This window comes from Nocardia heshunensis, assembly GCF_054782115.1.
In genome coordinates this window covers 69033-90725 of record NZ_BAAGTC010000030.1, presented here as the reverse complement: position 1 = coordinate 90725, position 21693 = coordinate 69033, and the positions used below count along the sequence as shown (strand labels likewise).

Below are 21693 nucleotides of genomic sequence, written 5' to 3'. Positions count from 1 at the left end.
ACCGGTTTCAGTGTGTGACAACGAAAGTTCTTGCCGACCATTGGCAAAAAGCTGACAGCAGTCGGCTGGGCTCAGTACGGCGTCAGTACGGCGTCGCCGTGCTCGCCTGCGAACCGTTTGGCCCACGCGTAGTTCGCCTTGCCGGTAGCGTGCCGCTGTACATCGGCTACCAGCCAATAGCCGCGAGGAGCCTTGTATCCGGCGATCGTCTGGCGGATGTGCGCGTCCAGCGCGGTGATATCGATCGCGTCGCTTGTCCGCGGCTGCACGACAGCGCCGACACGCTGTCCATACCGCTCGTCAGGGAGCCCGATCACCAGGGCGTCGAACACATGCGGATGTGATTTGAGCGCTCCCTCTACCTCTTCCGGAAACACCTTCTCCCCACCGGTATTGATGCACTCGGATCCGCGCCCGAGCAGCGTTACTGTGCCGTCCGACTCGTAGCGCGCATAGTCGCCGGCGACCACGTAGCGCGTGCCGTCGAGTTCGAGGAAGATGCTCGCGCTCTTGACGGGGTCGTTGTAGTACCCGAGCGGAAGGTGCCCGGTCCGTGCCACCCGACCGATGACACCTGGTGCGGGCGACAGCCTTTCGCCGTCCTCGTCGATGAGGATCGCCTGGTCGATGAAGTTGACCCGCGGGCCCTGTGAATGGTCGGAGTCCGCGGTCACCCTGCCGACTCCGGTGAGCCCGCTTTCCGAGGAGCCGATGGCGTCGGTGATGGCCAATCCGGGCAGTGTGGAGAGGAACTCTTGCTTCACCGACTGTGAGAACAAGGCCGCGTGGCTGTTCAAGATGCGCAGCGAGGACGCGTCATAGTCGCCGCCGCGATAGGCGTCGAGCAGCGGCCGGCCCATGGCATCGCCGGTGATCGCCATCGCCGCAATCCGATGCTGTTGCACAAGATTCCAGATTCGATCGGGCTCGAAGGCGGGTGTGAGGACGACGGTGTTGCCGTTGAACAAGGCTCCGAGTACGGACCATTGCGCGGCGCCGTGAATCAGTGGCGAGATGGTCAGCCGAACGACGCCGGTGCCGACGGCGGCACGCTCGGATTGCTGCCATTCGTCGGCAGCGTATTCGCCTGTGGCGAAGTCGATTCCGCCTCCGAAGACTCGCCAGACATCGTCGTGCCGCCACATCACACCCTTCGGGAATCCAGTAGTGCCGCCGGTGTAGACGATGTAGACGTCGTCTGGGCGGCGCGGCGCGAAGTCGCGCCCGGTCGGCTGTTCGGCTATCGCCTGCTCGTAATCGGTTCCGCTGTAGGGGATGTCGGTGCCATCCTCGATCACTACGGTGTGCCGAAGCCGCGGGGTCGTTGCTCTTGCGGCGGCTACCTTCTCGCTGTACTCCCGTTCGTGCACCAGCACGTTGAGATCCGCGTTGTCGAACAGGTATCGCACTTCTTCGACGACGTAGCGGTAGTTGACGGCGACCGACACCGCCCGCACCTTGTAGGTCGCGAGCATCGTTACGACTGTCTCGATCCGGTTCCGGGCGTAGATGCCGACGTGGTCTCCGGGCCTGATTCCGTTGGCTGCCAGGTGCTTTGCCAATCGGTTGGCTTGCTCATCCAGCTCACGGTAGGTGAGTTGGCGATCCTCGCAAATGAGAGCGATCCGCTCCGGCACAGCGTCCGCGGTGTGTTCGAAGAGGTCAGCGACGTTCAATACCATGGCCGCAACGTAGACCGCCCTGTCTGGGCGGAACAACGGGTTGTCAGCAACCGGACTCACGGGCTCGTGAACTTGGCAACTTCTGACCAACCCCTGACCTTGCCTCCAAACTGGAACCGGTTCTAGGGTTGGAGGCACACGGGAGGAGGGGGAAAATTTCAATTCGCAGATTCCCAATGCAGCCTTATCCGGCCAGTTGGTATCGCGTTGCGGACTCGATCGACGTGGTGCCAGAGAGCATAAATAGACTGCACTACTTGGGGCGGGATCTGATCGCTTATCGGACGCTCTCGGGGCGAGCGGTCGTCGCCGACGCTCACTGTCCGCACCTAGGTGCCGACCTTGCCGACGGTCGACTCGAGAACGGTGACCTGATCTGTCCTTTCCACGCTTGGCGTTTCGGTGAGTCCGGCCGCTGTGTGAATATTCCGTACTCGGAGAAGATCCCGGTCGCCGCGACGCTGCGCGCATATCCGGTGCGCGAGTTCGATGGTGTGATCACGATCTATTGGGATGAAACCGGGCGTGCACCTACATGGGAGCCACAGGGATTCGCGGACGAAGGTCAATCAACCTGGACGCCGTTCGCGCGCAAGATGTGGCGGATCAGCACTCATATTCAGGACATCGTAGAGAACGTGCCGGACGCAGCGCACCAAGCTGTCATTCACAATGCGGTCGGGATACCGACCTTCGAGTTCGAGGTCGCCGAGCATCGGATTTCCGGTGTGACGACCGGTACTTATGCTTTTCCGGGCGGCCCGCCCGCAGGTGTGCAGGTCACGGGCCATTTCGAGAATCTCGGATTGGGCGTGACCAACATTCGGCTTGTCGATCGAAGTGGCGACGTCGAGCTGCACCGTCAGCTCCAGCTGTGTCGCACCCCGGTCGCTGGTGACCTGGTGGAGGCTACTATCGCCCAGCGGACGAGGGGATTCGGTGACCCAGAGGCTGACGCGGCGATGAACTCCAAGATCGTGCATGCCACGTGGGAGGATTTCGAGCGCGATATCCCGATCTGGGAGAAGAAGATCTACCGGGCACTCCCGAGTCGGCTTGAATTCAATCGCGGTGAACGGGCAAGTGCACTGTGCGACGGCGAAGGTGTGATCGTTCAGTTCCGGCATTGGTCGCGGCAGTTCTACACGAACCACGATTGTGGTGTCTGAGGGGCAGACAGTGTGCTCGGAACGAAAATCGGTGATTCTCGAACTGTTCGGCGATCGTGACTGGTTCGCAGGCGTGGGCAAGAAGCTGGCGGTAGTCGACCTGTGTCTGCCTGATCTACGTGCCCTGCGGCGAAGGCTACGTGATCGTCGACTCGAGTGGAGTGAGTTAATCGAGAAATGGCCTGACCACGCAACGAACGCCGCACGCACGGGTGGACGGCAGTTTCGCATCTTTCTCCTCACGAGGATCGACGCGAATTCCTGACCTGGCGAACCGATTAATCATCCCGACCACAGAAAATGAATATGGCATTCTTCGAGCGAACCGCCGACGGGTTCGATCCCCTTCCACATGCTGCCAGCCAGTGGTCGACGCAGACGATCAACGGCGCCGCTGTCGCCGGCCTGGCCGCCTATGCGGTCGAGACCGAGCACGGCGAATCCGGCCTGGTCCCTGCACGATTCACCATCGATCTGTTCCGGCAGCCACTGTTCCGCACCCTCACGGTGCGCACACTCCGAATCCGTGACGGCCGCACCCTGCGGGTCGCCGACGTCTGGGTCGAACAGGACGACAAGCCCGTCGCCCGCGCGACCCTGGTGTCTGCGCGACCGACCGCGCAACCGCTGGGAGCCAGATGGACACCGCAGCCTCTGCCGAAATATCCGCGGACGGAAGAGTTTCCACCGCTCGCCGAACCGGGCGGCTACTGGGGCAGCGACGCCCATCCGTCGGGCTGGAGCCGCAGTATGGCCGATCATCAGAATGCGAGCCGCAAGCGGCTCTGGATTCATCAGACCGATGTTCTGGCCGATGAACCGTCCTCGCCCTTCGTGCGGGCGGCGTCGGTCGGCGAACTCACCAATACCCTCGCCAGCTGGGGCGATCGCGGCATCGGGTTTATCAACCACGATTTCACGATGTTGTTGTCGCGCAACCCGATCGGCGCCGAGATCGGAATCGAGGCCGACAATCACACCTCCGACCACGGCATGGCCGCCGGTGCCGCCACGCTCTACGACCGCGAGGGCCGGTTCGGGCTGTGCGTGGTAAGTGCCGTCGCCCACGCGATGGCGGGGCTGGACCTGTCCGAATTCATCGAAAACGAGCACTGGAGCGGAACCCGTGACGGGACAGCCGCATCCGATATCACAGAGACGAGGTAAGGCAATGATCGAAATACAGCAATGGAGCCGCGACCGCATCACTGCGGTGGTCGTCGAGGAGTTCAAAACCTTCGCCGCCATGGTGCGAGGCCTGTCCGAAACCGATCTCACGGCCCGTACCAACTGCGACGGATGGTCGGTGCACCACGTCATCGGCCACATCATCGGATCGGGAGCCGACATCGTGGACAACGCCATCGGCAGCCGCACCCCGGACGAGCAGGCGAATGCCTACCTGGGACTCGAGGCCGATGTCGCGGCCGATATGCTCGACGGCATCGCCGAACGGATGGGTGAGCATCTGAGCTCGCTTCCCGACGCAGTGTGGCAAGGTGGCGTCGAAGGCGTTCCCGGACAGACCTTTTCGCTCGGCGTTCTAACGCTCGCGCATGAACTGACTGTTCACACAGACGATATCGACACCGCATTGGGGCGCAACACGATCGCCGATCAGCGGTGGAAGCTCTGCGCCCAATGGCTGGTTGTCGAACTCGGCCGACTTGAATTCGAGCCCCTCAGCCTCGAGTTGACCGGTCTGCCTCGCTACATCGTGAACGGTGGCGGCGGTCCGGTGATCGCCACCGATCCGGTCACTTTCGTCCGCGCCGCGACCGGTCGCAGCGAATCTGCCGCTGTCGGCGTTGATTTCGATCTGAATATCTATGGCCGCGACCGCCGTCACATCGGAGTCTGAGATGGAAGCCGACACCTGTCCACGCGTCGAACGCGGCATCTCCCCGGCTGGCGACCCAGCCTGGATTGTGCGCGACTACGCGACCATCAAAAGGCTGCTCACCGACTCACGCATCAATCGCTTCCCGGATCCGGCGGTCGTCGACCCGCCGCGCTTCACGATGGCCGAGATCTTGCAGTTCAAACAGGTCAACCCCGACGCGCCACCGCCGCCGGACGATCTGGTCCGGCGCATGGTCGCTACGTCCTTTTCGCCTCGTCGAATGCGCGCGATCGAACCAGCTGTCAATGCCATCACGCGCGAACTCATCGCGGACATGCTCCGCGTGGGCCCGCCGACGGACATCCGCACCGCGCTGGCCGAACCGCTGTCATCCCACGTGATCAGCGAACTGCTCGGCATCCCCGCCGAGGCACGGGCCGCAGTGCGCGAATGGTCCGACGCCTCGGTCGATCTGGCCGACCGGGCCCGGTCCGTGCGGGCAGATCGGGAGCTCAAGGCGTTCATGAACGACCTGGTCGAGGCCAAGGCGCGGCAGCCAGGCGAGGACATCCTCTCGGACATGGTGCGATTCAGCGCGGACGAACCGCAGTTGGCGGGGCGGGACCTGGTCATCGGAATGGCCGCGGGGCTGCGCTTCGCGGGCCAGATCAATACCGTCACGCTCATCGACCGCGGTCTGTATTTGTTGCTGACCAACCCAATCGAGCGCGCGGCACTCACCGACCCGAAAACACTCGACCGGGTTGTCGAGGAGATCCTGCGATTCCCGCACCCGGTGCAGCGTCGCATCGCAGGTGTGCCTCGCTATGCCCGAGCCGATATCTCGCTGGGCGACATTGTGATCGGTGACGGAGACCTCGTGATCCTGGAACTCGACGACGCGAACCTGGATCCGAGCGTGTTCGTCGAGGCGGAGTCGTTCCGTCCCGAGCGTAACGACAACCCTCACCTGTCGTTCGGTTACGGCCCGCACTACTGTGTCGGCGCGTCCCTGGCGCGCATGGAGCTGAAGTCCGTGTTCGGCAACATCTTCCAACTGCTGCCCGACCTTCGCATCGACGGCGACCCCGGTGCACTGGAACCGCGCCGCCACCAACTTTCCGGCGGTGTCATGGCACTGCCAGTCACTTGGACGCAGGGATAGGGTGCCATGTCCGAATGCCCGATATTCCACTATCCCTCCGATACCGCGCGCAGCCTCGAACTGGACCCGGTTCTCGTCACCGTGGCCGAGGCTGGCGGCATCGCGAAACTGCAACTCCCACACGGTGATCCGTGTTGGGTAGTGACCGGCTGGGCCGATACCCGGACTGTCTACTCGAGCAAAGCCTTCACTCGCGTCGGGATGGCAGACGAGGCCGCGCCACGGCTGACCGCCGGGCTGTTGCTGTCCGGCGCCATCGGCGGCCAGGAGGACGCGGTCCACGTCAAACTGCGCCGGGCCATTCAACGAGAACTGACTGCCGAACGCCTGGCAGGGTTGCGCACACGCGCCGAGGCAATAATGGCCGAGCTGCTCGAGGCTATGACCCTGTCTGCCGGTGGCGACTACGTCTCCATGGTGGCCAAACCCTTTGCGATGCGGGTGCTCTGCGAACTGCTCGGCGTGCCGGACCAAGACCGCGACCAGTTGGTCGCCTGGGTATCGGCACTGCTCACCGGCGCCGCCGAGGGCACCGACCCCGACACCATCGGCACCGCCGCCAAGGATGCCGGACGGTACATCGTCACCATGATCCGCGAACGTCGTGTCACACCCGGTCCAGATCTGGTCTCCGCGTTCGCGGCCCGTTCGGACGAGCTCGATACCCGTGAAGTTGCGACCATTGTCTTCGCGCTGGTGATGGGCGGCTTCGAGACGACTGCACACATGCTGAGCAAACTGGTGCTCCGGCTGTTGCAACGCCCGGACTTGGCGCGTGCGTTGCGCGAAAGCCCGGAGTTATTGCCGTCGGCAACCGAAGAACTCCTGCGCACTACCGCGATCGCGGGCGGTGAAGGAATTCCCTGGCGGGTGCGTGAACCCATCATCCTCGCCGGTGTGACCATGATGCCGGGCGAGTACGTGCTGCCCGCCGTCGGGGCCGCGAACTTCGACCCCACGGTCTTCGCTGACCCGGACGAAATTCATCTGGACCGAAACGGAAAGACGCACTTGACATTCGGTCATGCTGCTCACTTCTGCATCGGCTCGCAGATCGCCCGCATGGAACTCGAGGTCGGACTGGGTGCGCTCCTGCGCGTCTGCCCGGAGGCCTCACTGGCCATCGCCCACGAGGACGTCGCCTGGCACAGCACGTCAGCAGTGTGGGAGTTGGCCGAGTTGCCACTGAAGCTCACCCGCGTCGAGGAACCGGCGCTATGAAAACTCGGAGGATTGAAGATGGCCATTCGGTCGTTGGGCTACATGCGGATTCAGGCGACAGACGTCGAAGCATGGCGAGAGTACGCCTTGAAGGTGCTCGGAGTGGTCGAAGGTAAGGGGCTCGATCCCAGTGCCCTTTACCTCCGCATCGATGAATTCCCGCACCGCCTGGTGATCGTTCCCGGAGAGTCCGATGTTCTGCTGCTGTCGGGGTGGGAAGTCGCGACCGCCGCGGAGCTGCAGGAGATTCGGGATCGCCTCAACGTGCACGGCGTGAAGTATGTCGAGGGCACACCCGACGAGCTTGCGGAGCGAAAGGTCGAGGAACTCATCCGGTTTGATGATCCCTCGGGTGGCGTCCATGAGGTCTTCCACGGCATCGCTCTGGTGCACACCCGCGCGGTGAGCCCGTACGGTCACAGGTTCGTGACCGGCGAGCAGGGGCTGGGCCACGTAGTGCTCACCACCGATGACGATGCTGCTGCATTGGTGTTCTGGCGGGATGTTCTCGGATTCCGGCTACGAGACTCCATGCGGGTGCCTGCGGTCATGGTTGGCGGCGGTTCTGGGGATCCCGATGTCTGGCTGCGTTTCCTCGGCACGAACCCGCGCCACCACAGCGTCGCATTCATGCCGTATCCGCCCGCGGCGCCTTCCGGCATCGTTCACCTGATGCTCGAGGTGGAGAACTCCGACGATGTCGGTCTCTGCCTGAACCGTGCCCGGAAGCGGAATGTCAAGATGTCGGCCTCCATCGGCCGCCACGTAAACGACAACATGCTGTCCTTCTACATGAAGACCCCCGGCGGTTTCGATATCGAGTTCGGTTGCGAGGGATTGGAAGTCGATGACACTACCTACACTCCGCGAGAATCGACTCGAGCATCTGTCTGGGGGCACGACTTCATGATCGGGTTGACAGAGAACTGAAAGCGGCTGGACGGTCGGTCGCATCGGCCACGATTCGCCCAATGTCGTTCGATCGCGGTCGTTTGTAAGAAGCGTGTAGCCAATCCGCGCCTGCTCCGACGGAGCAGGCGCGGATTTGTCTTCCGGCGAGATGTTCAACTGTGGATAGTCCGCATTTGAGCAGGCTTCTGAGGGATGCGTGACGCGCTGCTATGGCGTTCGGGAGGGGCGGCCTGGATGGCCGCAAGGAAATGTTTCAGCGATGCTGCGTCATGTGAAATATGTTGCAACAGAATGTATTATGGCGCTTTCATGTGATCTCGAGAGACTTGACCGGAGTTGTGCTGCGTTCTACCGTTCTGTTCGGATCAAGGTCGATCCGAGGCAGTGAGCGTGTGCTGAGGGTGGGGATATGAACCAAATGGAAAAATCGTCTTTGGAATTGGGTACAAACGGCGGCGGCAAGAACTTACGGACAGAATTCGGCGAACTCGGCCAGCCGGCGAGAATATCCATCGAGATGCTGCGCGTAGCGGACTCTCCGCGACTCGACGGCGTAAACATGGACCACGTCCAGCGCCTGGCCTCCATCGATGCGACGCTACCCGCCATAATCGTGCACCGATGTTCCATGTCAGTAATCGATGGAGTCCATCGGCTGGAAGCAGCGAAGCTCCGCGGAGACAACTCGATTCTCGCGGTATTCTTCGATGGACCGGACACTGATGCCTTCGCGATCGCTGTCATGGCGAATGTCGCGCACGGACTACCCCTGACGACGGCAGATCGGCGCGCAGCAGCGATACGCTTGTTGATATCGCATCCCGATCGATCCGATCGGATCCTGGCCAAACACTCGGGGTTGTCAGCGAAAACAATCTCGACTTTGCGTGCTCAGATGACTGCGGACCTGCCGCAATCCGATCGACGGCTGGGAAGCGATGGCAAGCTGAGACCGGTCGACGCGACCTTGGGTAGAACTCGGGCAGCCGAACTGCTCCGGGAAAATCCAACAGCCTCGCTGCGAGAGGTCTCGCGGGCCTGCGGTATCTCGCCAGCCACGGTCAGGGATGTTCGTGTTCGGCTGGAACAGGGAGATGATCCCGTACCGATCCGTACGCCGCGTTCGCCGGGTATGGCCGACGGCCTCTTCGATACCGAGAACGTCCGTACGTTGCCGTCGGTGAATTTGTTGGACTCATTGCGCAGGGATCCATCTCTGCGCCAGACCGATGCAGGCCGGACATTGCTGCGGTTGCTCAGCTGGCAGGAGCTGGAGCCAGACGTTCGGGAGCGGCTGCTGCTCAGCGTACCGCCGCACTGCCGCGGCATGGTTGCGCGGGCCGCGCGTGAATGCGCGGTGAGCTGGCAGATATTCGCGACAAAACTGGTCGAAAACCATGACGCAGCGATCGCATGACGTCACACGAGGAAGTGGAAATAGTGATTCCTGATCAGACCGCCGAGGACCGCCCGCTGCGGGTTGCTATTATCGGCGCCGGTCCGGCTGGCATCTACGCCGCGGATGCCCTGATGAAGTCGGAGACTCCGGTCAGTATCGACTTGTTCGAAAAGATGCCGGCACCCTTCGGTTTGATTCGCTACGGCGTGGCACCGGACCATCCGCGGATCAAGGGCATCATCACCGCGCTACACCGCGTCCTGGACAAGCCTCAGGTTCGGCTGCTGGGAAACATCGATTACGGCGTGGATATCACGTTGGACGACTTGCGCAGGTTCTACGACGCGATCATCTTCTCGACCGGTGCTGACACCGATCGGGCTCTCTCGATTCCCGGTATCGAGCTGGACGGAAGCTATGGTGCTGCGGAGTTCGTGTCTTGGTATGACGGGCATCCGGATGTGCCGCGCGGGTGGCCATTGGGGGCCGAGAAGGTGGCTGTGCTGGGTGTCGGCAATGTCGCTCTGGACGTGGCGAGGGTACTGGCCAAGACCGCGGAGGATCTGCTGCCGACCGAGATTCCGGAGAACGTGTACGAAGGGCTACGCCGAAACAAGGCCGTCGAGGTACATGTATTCGGCCGTCGTGGCCCCGCACAGGCCAAGTTCACCCCGGTGGAACTGCGCGAGTTGGATCACTGTAAGACGATCGAGGTCGTCGTGGATCCTGCCGATATCGACTACGACGAGGCGTCCGAGGCGGCGCGGCGCAGCTCCAAAATCGTCGACATGGTGGCTGGCACCATCCAGGACTGGGCGATCCGGGATGTCGGCGATCGGCCGCACAAGATCTTCCTGCACTTCTTCGAGAATCCCCATGAAGTACTCGGCGACGATGGCAAGGTTGTCGGGTTGCGCACCGAGCGGACCACCCTGGATGGCACCGGAAATGTAAGGGGGACTGGCATTTTCAACGACTGGGAGGTGCAGGCGGTCTATCGTGCCGTCGGCTACCGGTCCCAGAACCTTGACAAGCTCCCGTTCGACGACCATGGCGGTGTGGTGCCCAACGAGGCAGGCCGGGTGCTGATGGATGACACTGTGGCCGACCCGGCGTACCGGTTCATGCCCGCCACGTACGTGACCGGCTGGATCAAACGCGGACCGGTCGGGCTGATCGGCCACACGAAGGGGGATGCGAATGAAACTGTGGCGTGCCTGCTGGCCGACCGACCCGGATTCACCCCTGCGGCGGAGCCCACGCCGAGCGCGATTGTCGACTTCCTCGAGGCCAAGGGCATACCGTTCACCACTTGGGAAGGCTGGTATCGGCTCGACGCCCACGAGCGTGCGCTGGGGGAATCCCAGGGCCGTGAGCGCGTCAAAGTCGTTGAACGCCGCGACATGCTAGCTGCCAGTGAACCAGCCTAGACATAGTGCGCGCGCTGTTGAAGGCACAGCGGATTTCGACATGAAACAATAATTCGTCCTCACGGGTAGGCGCATGGGAGATTCCCATGCGCCTACCGGCGTTATTGGCACGAGTGGTGTGCAATCTGGGCTATGGAAAAGCTCTGATATTCCTCATAGGATCTAGCTCAGGTCCCAATTGACGTGACCGATTATAAAATCTCCGTGAAGGAAAATTATGACTACAGCCATGTCAAAAAATGGCGTTGCCACCCACGTTGATAGGGAAATACCGAAGGTGCCGATTCGGGACTTCGGCTGGTTGCGTGCGGCCAGGAAGCAGTTCGGCGGCGAAGTTCTCGAGAAAATGTTCGACCGCTATGGCGATACCTTCATGATGACGGTTCCGCCCGGTCTCGATCCCATGGCAGGGCTCCGCCGGATCGTCTTCTTCCGCGACCCGTCCGTCGTCAAACAGCTCTTCACGGCCAGCGAAGAGGACATCGACCTCGAGACCGGGAATACATTTCTCGAGTTCATCCAGGGCGACCGGGCGCTCGTGACGCTGAGCGGACAGGAGCATCGGCGAGTTCGGAAGCCTCTGGTGCCGCGGATGCGCGGTGGCGAACTGACGATCTGGGCGGAGGACATCGAAGCCCGTTCACGGCAGTTGGCACAGTCGTGGATCGGAGCTGGCACCTTCCATCTCAAGACACCGTTCACCGACCTCACGCTCGAGACGATCCTGCAGATGGTTGTCGCACCGGAGCCCGGCGTGCGGGATGTATGGAAGCACACCGTCCACAATCTGCTCGAGACCTGCACCTCGGACGGGTTCATGCTGCGCTACTTCCTGCGACGCGTCGGCGGGCTGGCCACGTGGCGGTCGGCCCACAAGGTGCGCAGAATCAGCGATTCGTTGATCTACAACGAGATTTCGCGGCGTCGCTCCGAAGGCATGGTCGAACGGATGGACCTGCTGGATCTATTGATGCGGGTCGACGGCGCGACCGACCAGGACATCCGGGACCAGCTGATCTCGCTGGTGATCGCGGGCCACGATACGACGGCCAACCTGCTGACGTGGACGGTCGATTTCATGCTGCGAAACCCGGAGGTCATGGCCAAGGTAGTCACCGAGGCCCGCACCCCGGGCGGTGGCGACACCTACCTCGAGGCTGTGATCAACGAGAGCCTTCGTATGCACGCGGTCGTCCCGTTCGTACTCCGCGTGACCCGAAAGCCGTACCAACTCGGTGAGTTCGTGATTCCCGCCAACACGTTGATCGTTCCGATCATCACCAGCATCCATCACCGGCCGGAGCTCTATCCGGAACCTGAGAAGTTCAAGCCGGAACGCTTTCTCGGAGCCAAACCCGGGACATACGAGTTCATTCCGTTCGGTGGCGGGCCGCACCGGTGTTTGGGTGATCGGCTGGCGTTCTTCCAAGCCAAGATCGCTCTCCAGACCATCCTGCGCGAGGTCGACCTGCACTACGAGTCGGGCCGACCGGACACCAGCGGCGTAACCCTCAACATCTTCAACGACATTCACGTTTCAGCGACCCGGCGGTAAGGGGAGATAGCCATGACTGCAATGCCTGTCGATTTGAACCTGTTCGGCATGCTCACCCCGGTGGCACCGGGGGAGACGTTCGGGCCTTTCGTCGCGACGATGCGACGGCTGCAGGATCTCGCCGTCTCGGTCGACGCGCCCGACAGAATTCTCGAAAGCGCAATGGCACATGCCAACTCGATGATCGAGGTCCTCGAGCCCTACGAGGCACCAGAAGGAGTCGGACCCGCGGGCCGGGCGCACGAGCTTCCAGGTCGCGGTCTGTTGTTGCTGCCCGACTGGAATATCGAACGTGTGACGGCCGGTGGAATCCAGATGAGCGGAGTGCTGCGGCGCTACCACCTGGGATTGTTCGGTATCGCTCACGGCGGAATCATTCCGCTGATGTTCGACGAGTACCTCGCCGCCGCGCTGTCGACGTCCGGGTATCCGCCGCACCGCACCGCATACCTGAACGTGAACTTCCGCAGGCCCGCCCCGATCGGAGCTCAGCTCAAGGTCGATGCGACAGTCGATCGTGTCGAAGGCCGAAAGTGCTGGGGTAGTGCGCGTTTGACAGATTCGGACGGCATCCTCCTGGCCGAGGCCGATGCACTTTTTATTTCTCTCGTGCCGAAGTAAGGCCGAGTTTTCACCAGGAAACACCAGACCCTGATGACCCCGGGCGCCACCGTCGTCGCTCTGCCATCGGGGAATCACGATGTCGAGCAGTTCGGCCCCGGTGCCGAACTGCTCGACATCAACCGCCATCCGATATTTCATGAACTGCCAGTGAGGATGTAGAAGTGGTCGTTAGCAGCAAGGTCGAGCAGGTGTCGGCCGGAGTCCAAGAGCTTTTGCCCGCCTTCAGGGAACGAGCCCAAGATACCGAGGATATGCGGAGCATCCCGGATGTGTCGATGAAGATGCTCGCGGAGACCGGATTCTTCAAGCTGATGCAGCCCAAGCGTTATGGCGGGCTCGAAGCGGACCCGGTGGCGTTCTACACAGCAGTCCGGGACATCTCCTCGGCGTGCGGGTCGACCGGATGGGTCGCGGGAATCCTGGGCGTTCACCCTTGGGTCGTGGCGCTGTTCGATGACAGGGCACAACAAGAGGTGTGGGGCGAGGACACCGACGTCCGGATCGCCTCGTCGTTCGCGCCGATGGGCAAGTCCGAAAAGGTGGCCGGCGGGTACCGGCTGTCCGGCCGATGGAAGTACTCGTCCGGTGCCGATCACTGCACCTGGGTGTTGTTGGGCGGCCCGGCATTCCACGAGGGTAAGCCAGTCGACTTCTGCACGTATCTGGTCCCGGTCAGCGACTACAAGATCGTCGATGTGTGGGACACCGTCGGTCTCCGGGGGACCGGATCGAATGACATTGTGGTTGAGGACGTCTTCGTTCCGGAGCATCGTGCGGTCAGTTTTGCGGCCATGGGTCGATGCGAGGTGCCTGGCCAGGCCGTCAACGAGGGACCGCTGTACCGGATGCCGTTCGGATCGGTACAACCGATGGTCATCGGCACACCGGCTGTAGGGATGGCACTGGGAGCCTATGACGCCCATGTCGAGTATCAGCGCCAGCGGGTGCGTGATGCGTATCTGGGCGAACGGTCGATCGAGGATCCGTTCGCCATGGTGCGCATCGCCGAGGCTGCGACAGAGATCGACGCCGCTTGGCTCCAACTGACAGGCAATATCGGTCAGATATGGGACCTCGCGCAACGGAGCGCGCCGATTCCCCTGGAACTGCGCATGAAGCATCGCCGTGACCAGGTGCGGGCCACGGAGCGCGCCATTTTCGCGATCGATCGGCTGTTCAACAACTCCGGTGCTCATGTGCTGAGGCAGGGCAACCCGATCCAGCGATTCTGGCGTGATGTGCATGCTGCCCGTGCCCACGCGGCCAACGATCCAGAGCGGGTCTACAAGGCTTACGGTGCAGTCGAATTCGGAACCTACGACGGCAGCGGAATCTTCTGACGCCTCGCCACCTGAGTCACGACGCCACTGGCCCGGGAAAGCTGGGCATTACCGGCTGCGCCGCGCGCAGCCGGTGAGCGCGTTCTCCCGGAACCAACATGGTTGAGCGGGGAGGTGGCGATTGTGCCCTGAGCTCAAGTAGTGGGGAGGGCTCTAACCCGGTGCGCGATCTGTTCTACCAAGCACTTGGCGGCATCTTCCGAGACGATGCCACGGTGGTAAACGACATCCAGATTGAGTTGGCCCCCCGGGCTGGTGGCGAAGATCGCGGGGTGCGGGACCGGGCTCGTCACGATGAAGCGAGTGTTCTCGAAAGCGAGACCTTCGGGTGCCTGCGGCAATTCGAGGCGGCCGAGGTTCGACAGGCTGATGGAGTTCGTACGCCACGTGTCGGAAACGCCATTTGCTGTGGCCCGCTGCGGTGCTCGAGCGGCGATTGCCTTGGCCAGTCCCTCCTGGATCGCACCGGCGTAGCAACGCAAGTCGGGATCAGGCGGCGTTTGCAGAACGACGCTCCAAGCGGCTACGCAGCAGAGCTCGGCGTCTGGAGCCAAGGGCGGATCGATTCTGGTGCGCAGATCGATTGGATAGCCGATTCCCAACGGAATCGGATGCGCCGAATCGAATGAATTCCGTAGCGCAGCCAGTGTCACCGCGCTCAGTAGGCTGTTTACCGAGACACTCCACGCCAGCGCGAGCGACTCGAGTCGGCTTGTCTCGACACGACCGAATCTGAGGTTCTTTATCTCGAATCCCGCCCTTTCCGAATGGGTTTCAGGTTCAGGTGGAGACAGGCGCATGACATCAGTCGAGGGGGCTGAGCATTCGGCGACGCCATCGCCGCGGAAGTGCTCCAGTCGATGCTCTAACGGCAATTCGAAGTGTGACCGCGAGTTTCGCCGCGGTGGCGTGCCTGATGCCACCAGCGTGTAATAGTGGGCGAGCTTATGCAGGAGTGTGACCGCTAGCCGCCCGTCGGCGAGGGCATGATGTACGGCGACGATGATCATGCAGGAATCACTGTCTCGCACGAGGACTGCCTGTGCGACCGAATCACCGACCTTCCAGGCTCGGTGCACGATTGCACTGAGCGTGCCCGCCTCCGCAGCGAGTTCTGTTGGTGGCGGGGCCACGTCGTCGATCGCAACGACGTAGTCGGCATCTTCGTTGATAATCCGGCTGCGTAGCAGCGGATACTCCGCGGCTAGAAGGTCCCACGCACTCGTGAGCGCCCCTGGTTCGACGATGCCTCGCGCTTCCATGACCGCGAAGATCGGACTGGTGCCGGAGCGGACGGTCGCAGACTCTCCGTGGGTCAGAGGACGCCGAAGCGCGGACATGAGAACTCCTGATGGGATGTTGGTATGCGGGACACGCGATTCGGCCCGGACCAACCGTAGTGGCCTGCGGCGGCACACCCCGGGGACGTCACCGATTGGGAAACAAGTTGCCATTCTTCGTCTCATGATGTCCGGTAACTGTCAGCATGTCCCATTGTCAGGTATGGGAACGCGTTCTAATTTTGTAGATGTGGATACAACCTATGAAGCCACGAGACGCGAAGTGGTCACGGACTCCGGTGTTTTGCGCTATCACGAGGCGGGTGACGGGCCACCGCTGTTGATGTTGCACGGTTCCGGGATCGGGGTGAGTGGTTGGCGGAATTACCGGGGTAGCTTGGCGGCGTTCGCCAAGGAGTATCACTGCTACGTTCTGGAATTCCCCGGGTTCGGGGTCAGTGATCCCGTCGAGGGTAATCCGGTATGGACCGCACTGGATTCGGTGCTGCGCTTCATGGACGATCTGGGCATCGAATCCGCTGCCGTCATCGGGAATTCGCTGGGTGGGGTGGTTGGGTTGAACCTGGCGATTCATCACCCGAGCCGTGTCGACAAGCTCGTCTGTATCGGTGGGATCGGGCCCAATCTCTTCACTCAGCCCCTCAGTGAGGGATCTCAGATCTTGCAGGATTTCACCGAGCAGCCGACCCGGGAGAACCTGCTCCGCTGGCTGCGGTGCATGGCATACAGTCCCGAGATCCTCACCGAGGAGTTGATCGAGGAGCGCTGGCAGACGGCGCTGGATCCGGCTGCGCTGGAATCGATCAAAGCGATGTACGGCAAGGAGGCTTTCGCGGCCCGCCAGCGTCTGCTGACCGACACAGACCGGCCACCGTACTGGGCAATGATGCACAAGGTCGTGTGCCCCACGCTGCTCGCCTGGGGTCGCGATGACCGCCAGACCCCGCTCGATATGGCCTTGCTGCCTATGCGCAGCATCCCGAACGCCGAGCTGCACGTGTTTCCGAATTGCGGTCACTGGATCATGCTCGAAGCCAAGGAGGCGTTCGAACGGATCACCTTGGAGTTCCTGCAACGCTAGCTAATTGGGTTGGCAGCTCGGTCTGAAGCGAACGTGACTGGCCCGGTCGAGGGATCGGGTTGGTTCGTCGGAACGTGTGCTGATCGCCGAGCGGGAGTCCCTCATCACTCACGCTCGGCGACCAACTGGCAACTATATTAGGGTAACCAAACTAAACATCAACGCTGTTGCAGCGCAACGTGTTCGAGATCCATTGAACGTGTTGGTGATGTCTTCGAAGCGGCGGTGAGTATGGGATGCGCCGGGCCTTGCGCGGTGATGTAGACACGGTCGTTGACGGCAGGCGGAGTGCTCTCGGCGCTGGTGTAGACGATCAACGGTGATGGCAAGGCGTTGTCTTCGGCCGCGAGTTCGATACGGTGGTCGCCGCCGCGGAAGGTCGCGCGAGTGACGCGGCAGGGCAGGGATCTGGCAACCGCGTGGGTGTGGATCTGCAGTTGGTGCGGGCGTATCGGCCTGCAGGGTAAGGAAGTTGGCCTCGCCGAGGGTGCGCGCGACGTCGACACCCTCCGGCGCGACCACAGAGGTGATGTGGGCCTCACTTGCGGCCGGTGTCTGCGTAGATCACATCGACCATCCGCGCGCATCCGCGGAGGCATGGATGCGAGAAATCCGATCACGTAGTGGGTCATGGTCGCACTCCGGTGAATTCGCTGTAGACCGGGCGGGTGATGGCGATGCGGCCTCGGGTCGTGCAGCGTCAGCGAGCCGGACCCTGCGGGTTCGTGAAGCCACCGGGTGGCGAATCCGGTTGTCAGCGTGGGAGGAAACCGCTGAGCAAGAGCTCGGCGACGTGTTCTCCGATCGTGTGCGGATCGGTGTGCCGGCTTCGCGCGAATCGCAGTGTCAACCGGAGTGTGCCCACGATGGCCTGGGGAAACAGTTCCGACGGGAGGTCCGCGCGCAGCCTTCCTTCACGTTGGGATCGTTCGACCAGGTCCAGGATCGTTCGCTGCAAGCTGCGGGTGGCCGGCGGTGGGGTCGGCCGACGGGCGCTCGAGGGCAGTGGTTGCAGATCGGTGCCGACCAGCAGCAGTGGGTAGCGGGTGGCGACGGCGGCCATTTCGATGATCAACTCGCGCAGCGCTCGCACCGGATCTTCCGCTGCGGGATCGAGTGCGAGCCGTGTTTCGGTGGCGGCGGTTTCGAAGATGGCGCGCCGCAACGCATCTCGGTTCGGATAACGCCGGTACACGGTGAGCCGGACCACTCCGGCCTCGTCGGCGATGCGCTGGATGGTGGCGTGTGGATCCTCCGCCAGCACCCGGGCTGCCGCTTCCAGGATCAGCCGATCGTTGCGTTGTGCATCGGATCGGTGGTTGCGTTGGCGCACCCGCTTAAGTGTTACACATGCAGCACAATTAAGAATCTACCGTCGAACTATGAACGTCATTCCCACAGGTGAGACCGGCATCGTGGTCTTCAATGTCTTCACCGTCCGTCCTGGCAATCAGCAAGCGCTGATCGACTGCATCACTGCCGACGCCGATATCTCCGATATCCCGGGCCTGCTCGGCATGCGGTTGCTGCGCAGCATCGACGGCACTCACGTGATCAACCACATGTGTTGGGAGAGCGAAGAAGCCATGCACGATGCTTTGAACAATGATCCGCGGATCGCCGACACCCGCCGCCGGGTAGGGCAATTGATCGAAGGCGCACAACCCATCCGGTGTGAGGTTGCCGCGATCCTGAAGTAGTTCGCTACCCGGGCGATAGCCCCAACGCCCACTCATGCCTGCGGCCTCACGCGGTCATCGCAACACTTCCTCGAATGCTTCTGATGGTGTGCGGAATCCGAGGGTTTATCGAGGCCGTTCGTTAAGTTCGTCGGCGATGGCATCCAGATCGGCTTGGCTGTGGGGCACGACGCGATCGAGGGTGAATCCGGCGCTGTCGAGCAGCCGGCGGAACTCCTCTTCGGTGCGTTCCATTGTGCGCCCTGCGATGTGGCGCGCCGCACCGTCACCGCGTAGCCGGACGGCCCCGATTTGTCGGGGCTCCCATCACTGCGGTACATCGCCGTACCGTTCGGTGCGTGTCGGGGTCGGTGAGGGGAGAACGAAGATGACCGTTCGAATTCGTTGCTGCACAGCACTTGTGGCAGGACTGATCGCGCTGATATCCATGGTCGTGGCAGCAGTGCCGGCGTCGGCGGATATGGCCGTACCGCTACCCGGTGACGACCCGTTCTACCGCGGTCCCGATGGTTGGCAGACCAGTGCGCCCGGTGCTGTATTACAAACGCGCACAATATCTCTCGCTCCGACCGGTGTGCAGCTACCGGTAGCGGCCACCCAGCTGCTGTACGCCACGACCGATCAGTTCGGGAAACCTGACGCTACTGTCGCCACGGTGATCCGACCGCCCTCTGCGTCCGGCCCACTTCGAATGGTCTCCTACCAGACTGCCTACGATTCACTGAGCGCCGGCTGTGATCCGTCCTACGCACTGCGGGGAGGCGGTGAAGGTGCACCGCAGGACGCGGTGATCATCGCCGGATACCTGGCGGCCGGGCTGACGGTTGTCGTGTCCGACTACGAGGGAAGCAAACTCGCCTACGGAGCCGGACGTCTGTCGGGTAATGCCACGTTGGACGGTATCCGCGCCGCTCTCCATGTGCTCGGCGCTCCTGCCGCGACGCCCGTGGGGATGTCCGGCTTCTCCGGGGGATCCATCGCCACCGAGTTCGCCGCGGAACTCGCTCCGACCTACGCACCCGAATTGAACGTCGTCGGCGTCGCCGCGGGTGGCATGCCCGTCGATATGGCCGCGACCATCGACTATGTCGATGGCAGCCCGGATTGGGCGCTGGTCCTGCCCTACGTCATGCAGGGTGCCGCCCGCGGATTCGACCTCGACTTGAACCCTTACCTCTCCGATTACGGTCGCGACGTCATGGCCCAGATCGCCGACCACTGCGTCAGCAACGGACCGCACTTTCCCGGACTGCGCATGTCCCAACTGCTGCGCCCCCAATACCAGGATTACCGTGCGATCCCTGGTTTCTCCCGCATCCTGACCGAGAACCGTATGGGTGACACCGGCACTCCCAGCGCACCCATGCTGTTCGGTGCGGGCAACGCCGACGGGACCGGCGACGGCGTCATCGTCGCCGCGGGCGAACGCACGCTTGCCACTGAGTACTGCCATCGCGGCGTCTCGGTCGAGTACAAGGAATACCCGGGCAGCAATCACCTGCTCGCAGGTGTTCTGTTCGTTCCCGCCGCACAGGCATTCCTCATGGACCGCTTCTCCGGCACCGGCCCGGACTCAACTCATTCCTGCGCCGCGTCGGCGTAGCAGGTGGTGTCGGTGGGCGGGAGGGTTCCGGTGCTGAGGTAGGCGTTGATGGTGGTGTCGACGCAGGTGCTCAGGTCGGGGCGGAAGGTCATGTGGATGCGGACGTTCTGCAAGGTGACCAGGCGGGATGCCGTCAGGTGCTGGTGCAGGCGAACGCCGTGGGCGTAGGGGGTGCGGGCGTCGCCGGTGGCTTGCAGGATCAGTGCGGGGACGGAATTCCTTACGAGAGTGGCCGGTTCGGCCGGGGCGGGCCAGAATCCGCAGGGCTGGATGTTGTTCGCGAGCGTTCCGAAGACCGGCTGGGTGGTGCGGGTGGCGGCGATATTGGCCGCGTACCAGGCGGGGTCGGTGGGCGCGGGGGCGTCGCCGCAGGCGATCTGGGCGAGGGTGGAGTTCTCCTCGGATTGCAGGACCTGCAGGGTGCCGCGCAGGCGTGGCGAGCGGGCGGCCACCGGCGGACCGCCTGCGGCGTCGGCGATTTCGCGGACGATGTCGGCGAGCGGCTGGTTGCGGCGAGCGTCGGTCAGCAGATTGTGCAGCAGGAACGGGAGCCAGTGATCGTCGATCGGGAAGCTCTCGATGACGATCGGGCGGCGGGCCGCGGCCGCAAGCAGATCGACCACCGTCGCGCGCACGTCGGTCGCGGTGGCTCCGAAGTGATACGTATCGTCCTTCGCCGCAGCCCAATTCGCCCAGTCGTCGAGCGCCCGCTCATCGGCATCGCCCCAATCCTGAACGAGCCCTTCCCAATATCGATCCGGATCGATCGCGCTGTCGAGGACGATCCGGTCGCTGCGCTGCGGGAACATCTGGGTGAAGACCTCACCGAGATAGGTCCCGTATGAGGTGCCGTAGTAGCTGATCTTCTCCTCGCCCAAAGCGATTCGAACAATGTCCATGTCACGGGCGGTGTTCCGGGTGGTGAGCTGACGCACCTTCTCCGGATCGCCGGAGACACAGCCCGTCGCCATGCGTGCGGCCTGCCCGGTTTCGCGCGCGAACCCCTGCGGATCGATACCCGCGGAGTGAATCATTTCTCCCACCGGCCACCCACACCGCGGAGTCCGCCCCGACCGACCGACCCCGCGCGGATCCATCCCGATCAGATCGAAGCGCGCCCGTACCTCGGGCGAAAGCACATCTCCGAGCAAATCGACACTGTCCAACCCCTCCGCGCCGGGACCGCCCGGATTGGACAGCAGCACACCGACCCGCTTGCCCGGATCGGTCGCCTTCACCCGAGAAATCGCGACCCGCACAGTGCGCCCGTCGAGCCGCTGGTAGTCCAATGGCACCAGCACATCGGCACATTCAGCCCCGGCCGCATCCAAATCCGCTGCACCGCAAGCCTTCCACCGCAAGCTCTGATGAAAGAACCGTGCCCCCGGATCAACCTGCGACCCAGCCACCACCAGCATCGACAAGGCCACCGCCACCAGCACCAAACACCGAACCACCCTCGCAGACAACCCGATCCCTCTCGCCACGCCGCTACTGCACGGTAACCGACCGCACCCGAGCGACCGTATGGCGGCGATCACAGCTTGAACAGCCGTGGTTTTCCTTGGCGTGACGAGATCGTGGTGGCGGCCATCGATGACCTCACCGCGCGAGGAGCTCATCGACTGAGATACCGATCGGTCTGCTGAAAGTGCCTGCCATTGCACC

Annotated in this window: 20 protein-coding genes; 14 read left to right on the top strand and 6 right to left on the bottom strand. The window is 62.7% G+C overall.

The annotated features are described in order from the left end of the window. Positions 1-71: 71 nt before the first annotated feature. Positions 72-1844 (bottom strand): acyl-CoA synthetase, encoded by a 1773-nt coding sequence (locus ACYVN4_RS44465; RefSeq protein WP_460730236.1) that lies wholly within the window; start codon positions 1842-1844, stop codon positions 72-74. Positions 1845-1858: 14 nt separating this feature from the next. On the opposite strand from ACYVN4_RS44465, the gene ACYVN4_RS44460 reads away from it, so the two are divergent. The 11 genes from ACYVN4_RS44460 to hsaA all read left to right on the top strand — a co-directional run bounded on the left by ACYVN4_RS44460 (position 1859) and on the right by hsaA (position 14340). After that, positions 1859-2851, top strand: a complete 993-nt coding sequence (locus tag ACYVN4_RS44460; protein WP_460730234.1) for a Rieske 2Fe-2S domain-containing protein — start codon at positions 1859-1861, stop codon at positions 2849-2851. A gap of 306 nt (positions 2852-3157) precedes the next feature. Then, positions 3158-4018, top strand: coding sequence for an acyl-CoA thioesterase domain-containing protein (locus tag ACYVN4_RS44455; protein ID WP_460730232.1), 861 nt, complete (start codon positions 3158-3160; stop codon positions 4016-4018). Positions 4019-4022: 4 nt separating this feature from the next. Continuing rightward, positions 4023-4712 carry a maleylpyruvate isomerase family mycothiol-dependent enzyme gene (locus ACYVN4_RS44450; RefSeq protein ID WP_460730230.1) on the top strand — a complete coding sequence of 230 codons (690 nt, stop codon included), beginning with the start codon at positions 4023-4025 and terminating at the stop codon, positions 4710-4712. A gap of 1 nt (position 4713) precedes the next feature. Beyond that, a complete protein-coding gene (locus ACYVN4_RS44445; protein WP_460730228.1) occupies positions 4714-5859 on the top strand; it encodes a cytochrome P450 in 1146 nt (381 codons plus the stop codon). 6 nt (positions 5860-5865) lie between these two features. Next, a complete protein-coding gene (locus ACYVN4_RS44440) occupies positions 5866-7080 on the top strand; it encodes a cytochrome P450 (RefSeq protein WP_460730226.1) in 1215 nt (404 codons plus the stop codon). Between the two features lie 18 nt (positions 7081-7098). Then, entirely contained in the window at positions 7099-8010 is a 912-nt protein-coding gene (gene hsaC, locus ACYVN4_RS44435; protein WP_460730224.1) for an iron-dependent extradiol dioxygenase HsaC, read from the top strand. 391 nt (positions 8011-8401) lie between these two features. Further along, positions 8402-9409, top strand: coding sequence for a hypothetical protein (locus ACYVN4_RS44430; protein ID WP_460730222.1), 1008 nt, complete (start codon positions 8402-8404; stop codon positions 9407-9409). Beyond that, entirely contained in the window at positions 9406-10821 is a 1416-nt protein-coding gene (locus ACYVN4_RS44425; protein WP_460730220.1) for an FAD-dependent oxidoreductase, read from the top strand. Before ACYVN4_RS44430 ends, ACYVN4_RS44425 begins: the two co-directional genes overlap by 4 nt. Before the next feature lie 277 nt (positions 10822-11098). Continuing rightward, entirely contained in the window at positions 11099-12376 is a 1278-nt protein-coding gene (locus ACYVN4_RS44420; RefSeq protein WP_460730218.1) for a cytochrome P450, read from the top strand. Between the two features lie 48 nt (positions 12377-12424). After that, complete coding sequence (locus ACYVN4_RS44415; protein WP_460730216.1) at positions 12425-12997, top strand: PaaI family thioesterase; 573 nt, start codon at positions 12425-12427, stop codon at positions 12995-12997. A 164-nt stretch (positions 12998-13161) separates the two neighbouring features. Next, the gene (gene hsaA / locus ACYVN4_RS44410) at positions 13162-14340 is read left to right on the top strand and encodes a 3-hydroxy-9,10-secoandrosta-1,3,5(10)-triene-9,17-dione monooxygenase oxygenase subunit (protein WP_460730214.1); all 1179 of its coding nucleotides are present in this window, start codon (positions 13162-13164) and stop codon (positions 14338-14340) included. A 134-nt stretch (positions 14341-14474) separates the two neighbouring features. Here the strand turns inward: hsaA and ACYVN4_RS44405 are convergent, their stop codons facing one another. Further along, positions 14475-15680 (bottom strand): phthiocerol/phthiodiolone dimycocerosyl transferase family protein, encoded by a 1206-nt coding sequence (locus ACYVN4_RS44405; protein WP_460730212.1) that lies wholly within the window; start codon positions 15678-15680, stop codon positions 14475-14477. A gap of 190 nt (positions 15681-15870) precedes the next feature. On the opposite strand from ACYVN4_RS44405, the gene ACYVN4_RS44400 reads away from it, so the two are divergent. Further along, positions 15871-16722 carry an alpha/beta fold hydrolase gene (locus ACYVN4_RS44400; RefSeq protein WP_460730254.1) on the top strand — a complete coding sequence of 284 codons (852 nt, stop codon included), beginning with the start codon at positions 15871-15873 and terminating at the stop codon, positions 16720-16722. Positions 16723-16880: 158 nt separating this feature from the next. On the opposite strand, the gene ACYVN4_RS44395 is transcribed toward ACYVN4_RS44400, so the two are convergent. Beyond that, positions 16881-17309 carry a TOBE domain-containing protein gene (locus tag ACYVN4_RS44395; protein ID WP_460730252.1) on the bottom strand — a complete coding sequence of 143 codons (429 nt, stop codon included), beginning with the start codon at positions 17307-17309 and terminating at the stop codon, positions 16881-16883. 167 nt (positions 17310-17476) lie between these two features. Continuing rightward, a complete protein-coding gene (locus ACYVN4_RS44390) occupies positions 17477-18055 on the bottom strand; it encodes a TetR/AcrR family transcriptional regulator (protein ID WP_460730210.1) in 579 nt (192 codons plus the stop codon). A 49-nt stretch (positions 18056-18104) separates the two neighbouring features. Between ACYVN4_RS44390 and ACYVN4_RS44385 the strand changes: the two genes are divergently transcribed. Further along, positions 18105-18422 (top strand): antibiotic biosynthesis monooxygenase family protein, encoded by a 318-nt coding sequence (locus ACYVN4_RS44385; protein ID WP_460730208.1) that lies wholly within the window; start codon positions 18105-18107, stop codon positions 18420-18422. 105 nt (positions 18423-18527) lie between these two features. Here ACYVN4_RS44385 and ACYVN4_RS44380 read toward each other — a convergent pair whose 3' ends face one another. Beyond that, positions 18528-18656 (bottom strand): hypothetical protein, encoded by a 129-nt coding sequence (locus ACYVN4_RS44380; protein WP_460730206.1) that lies wholly within the window; start codon positions 18654-18656, stop codon positions 18528-18530. A gap of 421 nt (positions 18657-19077) precedes the next feature. On the opposite strand from ACYVN4_RS44380, the gene ACYVN4_RS44375 reads away from it, so the two are divergent. After that, entirely contained in the window at positions 19078-20025 is a 948-nt protein-coding gene (locus tag ACYVN4_RS44375) for a lipase family protein (RefSeq protein ID WP_460730204.1), read from the top strand. Here the strand turns inward: ACYVN4_RS44375 and ACYVN4_RS44370 are convergent. Further along, entirely contained in the window at positions 20001-21326 is a 1326-nt protein-coding gene (locus ACYVN4_RS44370; protein WP_460730202.1) for an alpha/beta fold hydrolase, read from the bottom strand. The two genes, ACYVN4_RS44375 and ACYVN4_RS44370, sit on opposite strands and share 25 nt — an antisense overlap. Positions 21327-21693: the final 367 nt, after the last annotated feature.

Excerpts from the sequence above, each read along its gene's own strand:
- ACYVN4_RS44415 (WP_460730216.1), top strand. The coding sequence starts at position 12,425 with ATGCTCACCCCGGTGGCACCGGGGGAGACGTTCGGGCCTTTCGTCGCG.
- ACYVN4_RS44430 (WP_460730222.1), top strand. The coding sequence starts at position 8,402 with ATGAACCAAATGGAAAAATCGTCTTTGGAATTGGGTACAAACGGCGGC.
- ACYVN4_RS44385 (WP_460730208.1), top strand. The coding sequence starts at position 18,105 with ATGAACGTCATTCCCACAGGTGAGACCGGCATCGTGGTCTTCAATGTC.
- ACYVN4_RS44455 (WP_460730232.1), top strand. The coding sequence starts at position 3,158 with ATGGCATTCTTCGAGCGAACCGCCGACGGGTTCGATCCCCTTCCACAT.
- ACYVN4_RS44395 (WP_460730252.1), bottom strand. The coding sequence starts at position 17,309 with ATGCGCGCGGATGGTCGATGTGATCTACGCAGACACCGGCCGCAAGTG.
- ACYVN4_RS44460 (WP_460730234.1), top strand. The coding sequence starts at position 1,859 with ATGCAGCCTTATCCGGCCAGTTGGTATCGCGTTGCGGACTCGATCGAC.
- ACYVN4_RS44380 (WP_460730206.1), bottom strand. The coding sequence starts at position 18,656 with ATGGAACGCACCGAAGAGGAGTTCCGCCGGCTGCTCGACAGCGCCGGA.
- ACYVN4_RS44450 (WP_460730230.1), top strand. The coding sequence starts at position 4,023 with ATGATCGAAATACAGCAATGGAGCCGCGACCGCATCACTGCGGTGGTC.
- ACYVN4_RS44425 (WP_460730220.1), top strand. The coding sequence starts at position 9,406 with ATGACGTCACACGAGGAAGTGGAAATAGTGATTCCTGATCAGACCGCC.
- ACYVN4_RS44440 (WP_460730226.1), top strand. The coding sequence starts at position 5,866 with ATGTCCGAATGCCCGATATTCCACTATCCCTCCGATACCGCGCGCAGC.
- ACYVN4_RS44445 (WP_460730228.1), top strand. The coding sequence starts at position 4,714 with ATGGAAGCCGACACCTGTCCACGCGTCGAACGCGGCATCTCCCCGGCT.
- hsaC (WP_460730224.1), top strand. The coding sequence starts at position 7,099 with ATGGCCATTCGGTCGTTGGGCTACATGCGGATTCAGGCGACAGACGTC.
- ACYVN4_RS44405 (WP_460730212.1), bottom strand. The coding sequence starts at position 15,680 with ATGTCCGCGCTTCGGCGTCCTCTGACCCACGGAGAGTCTGCGACCGTC.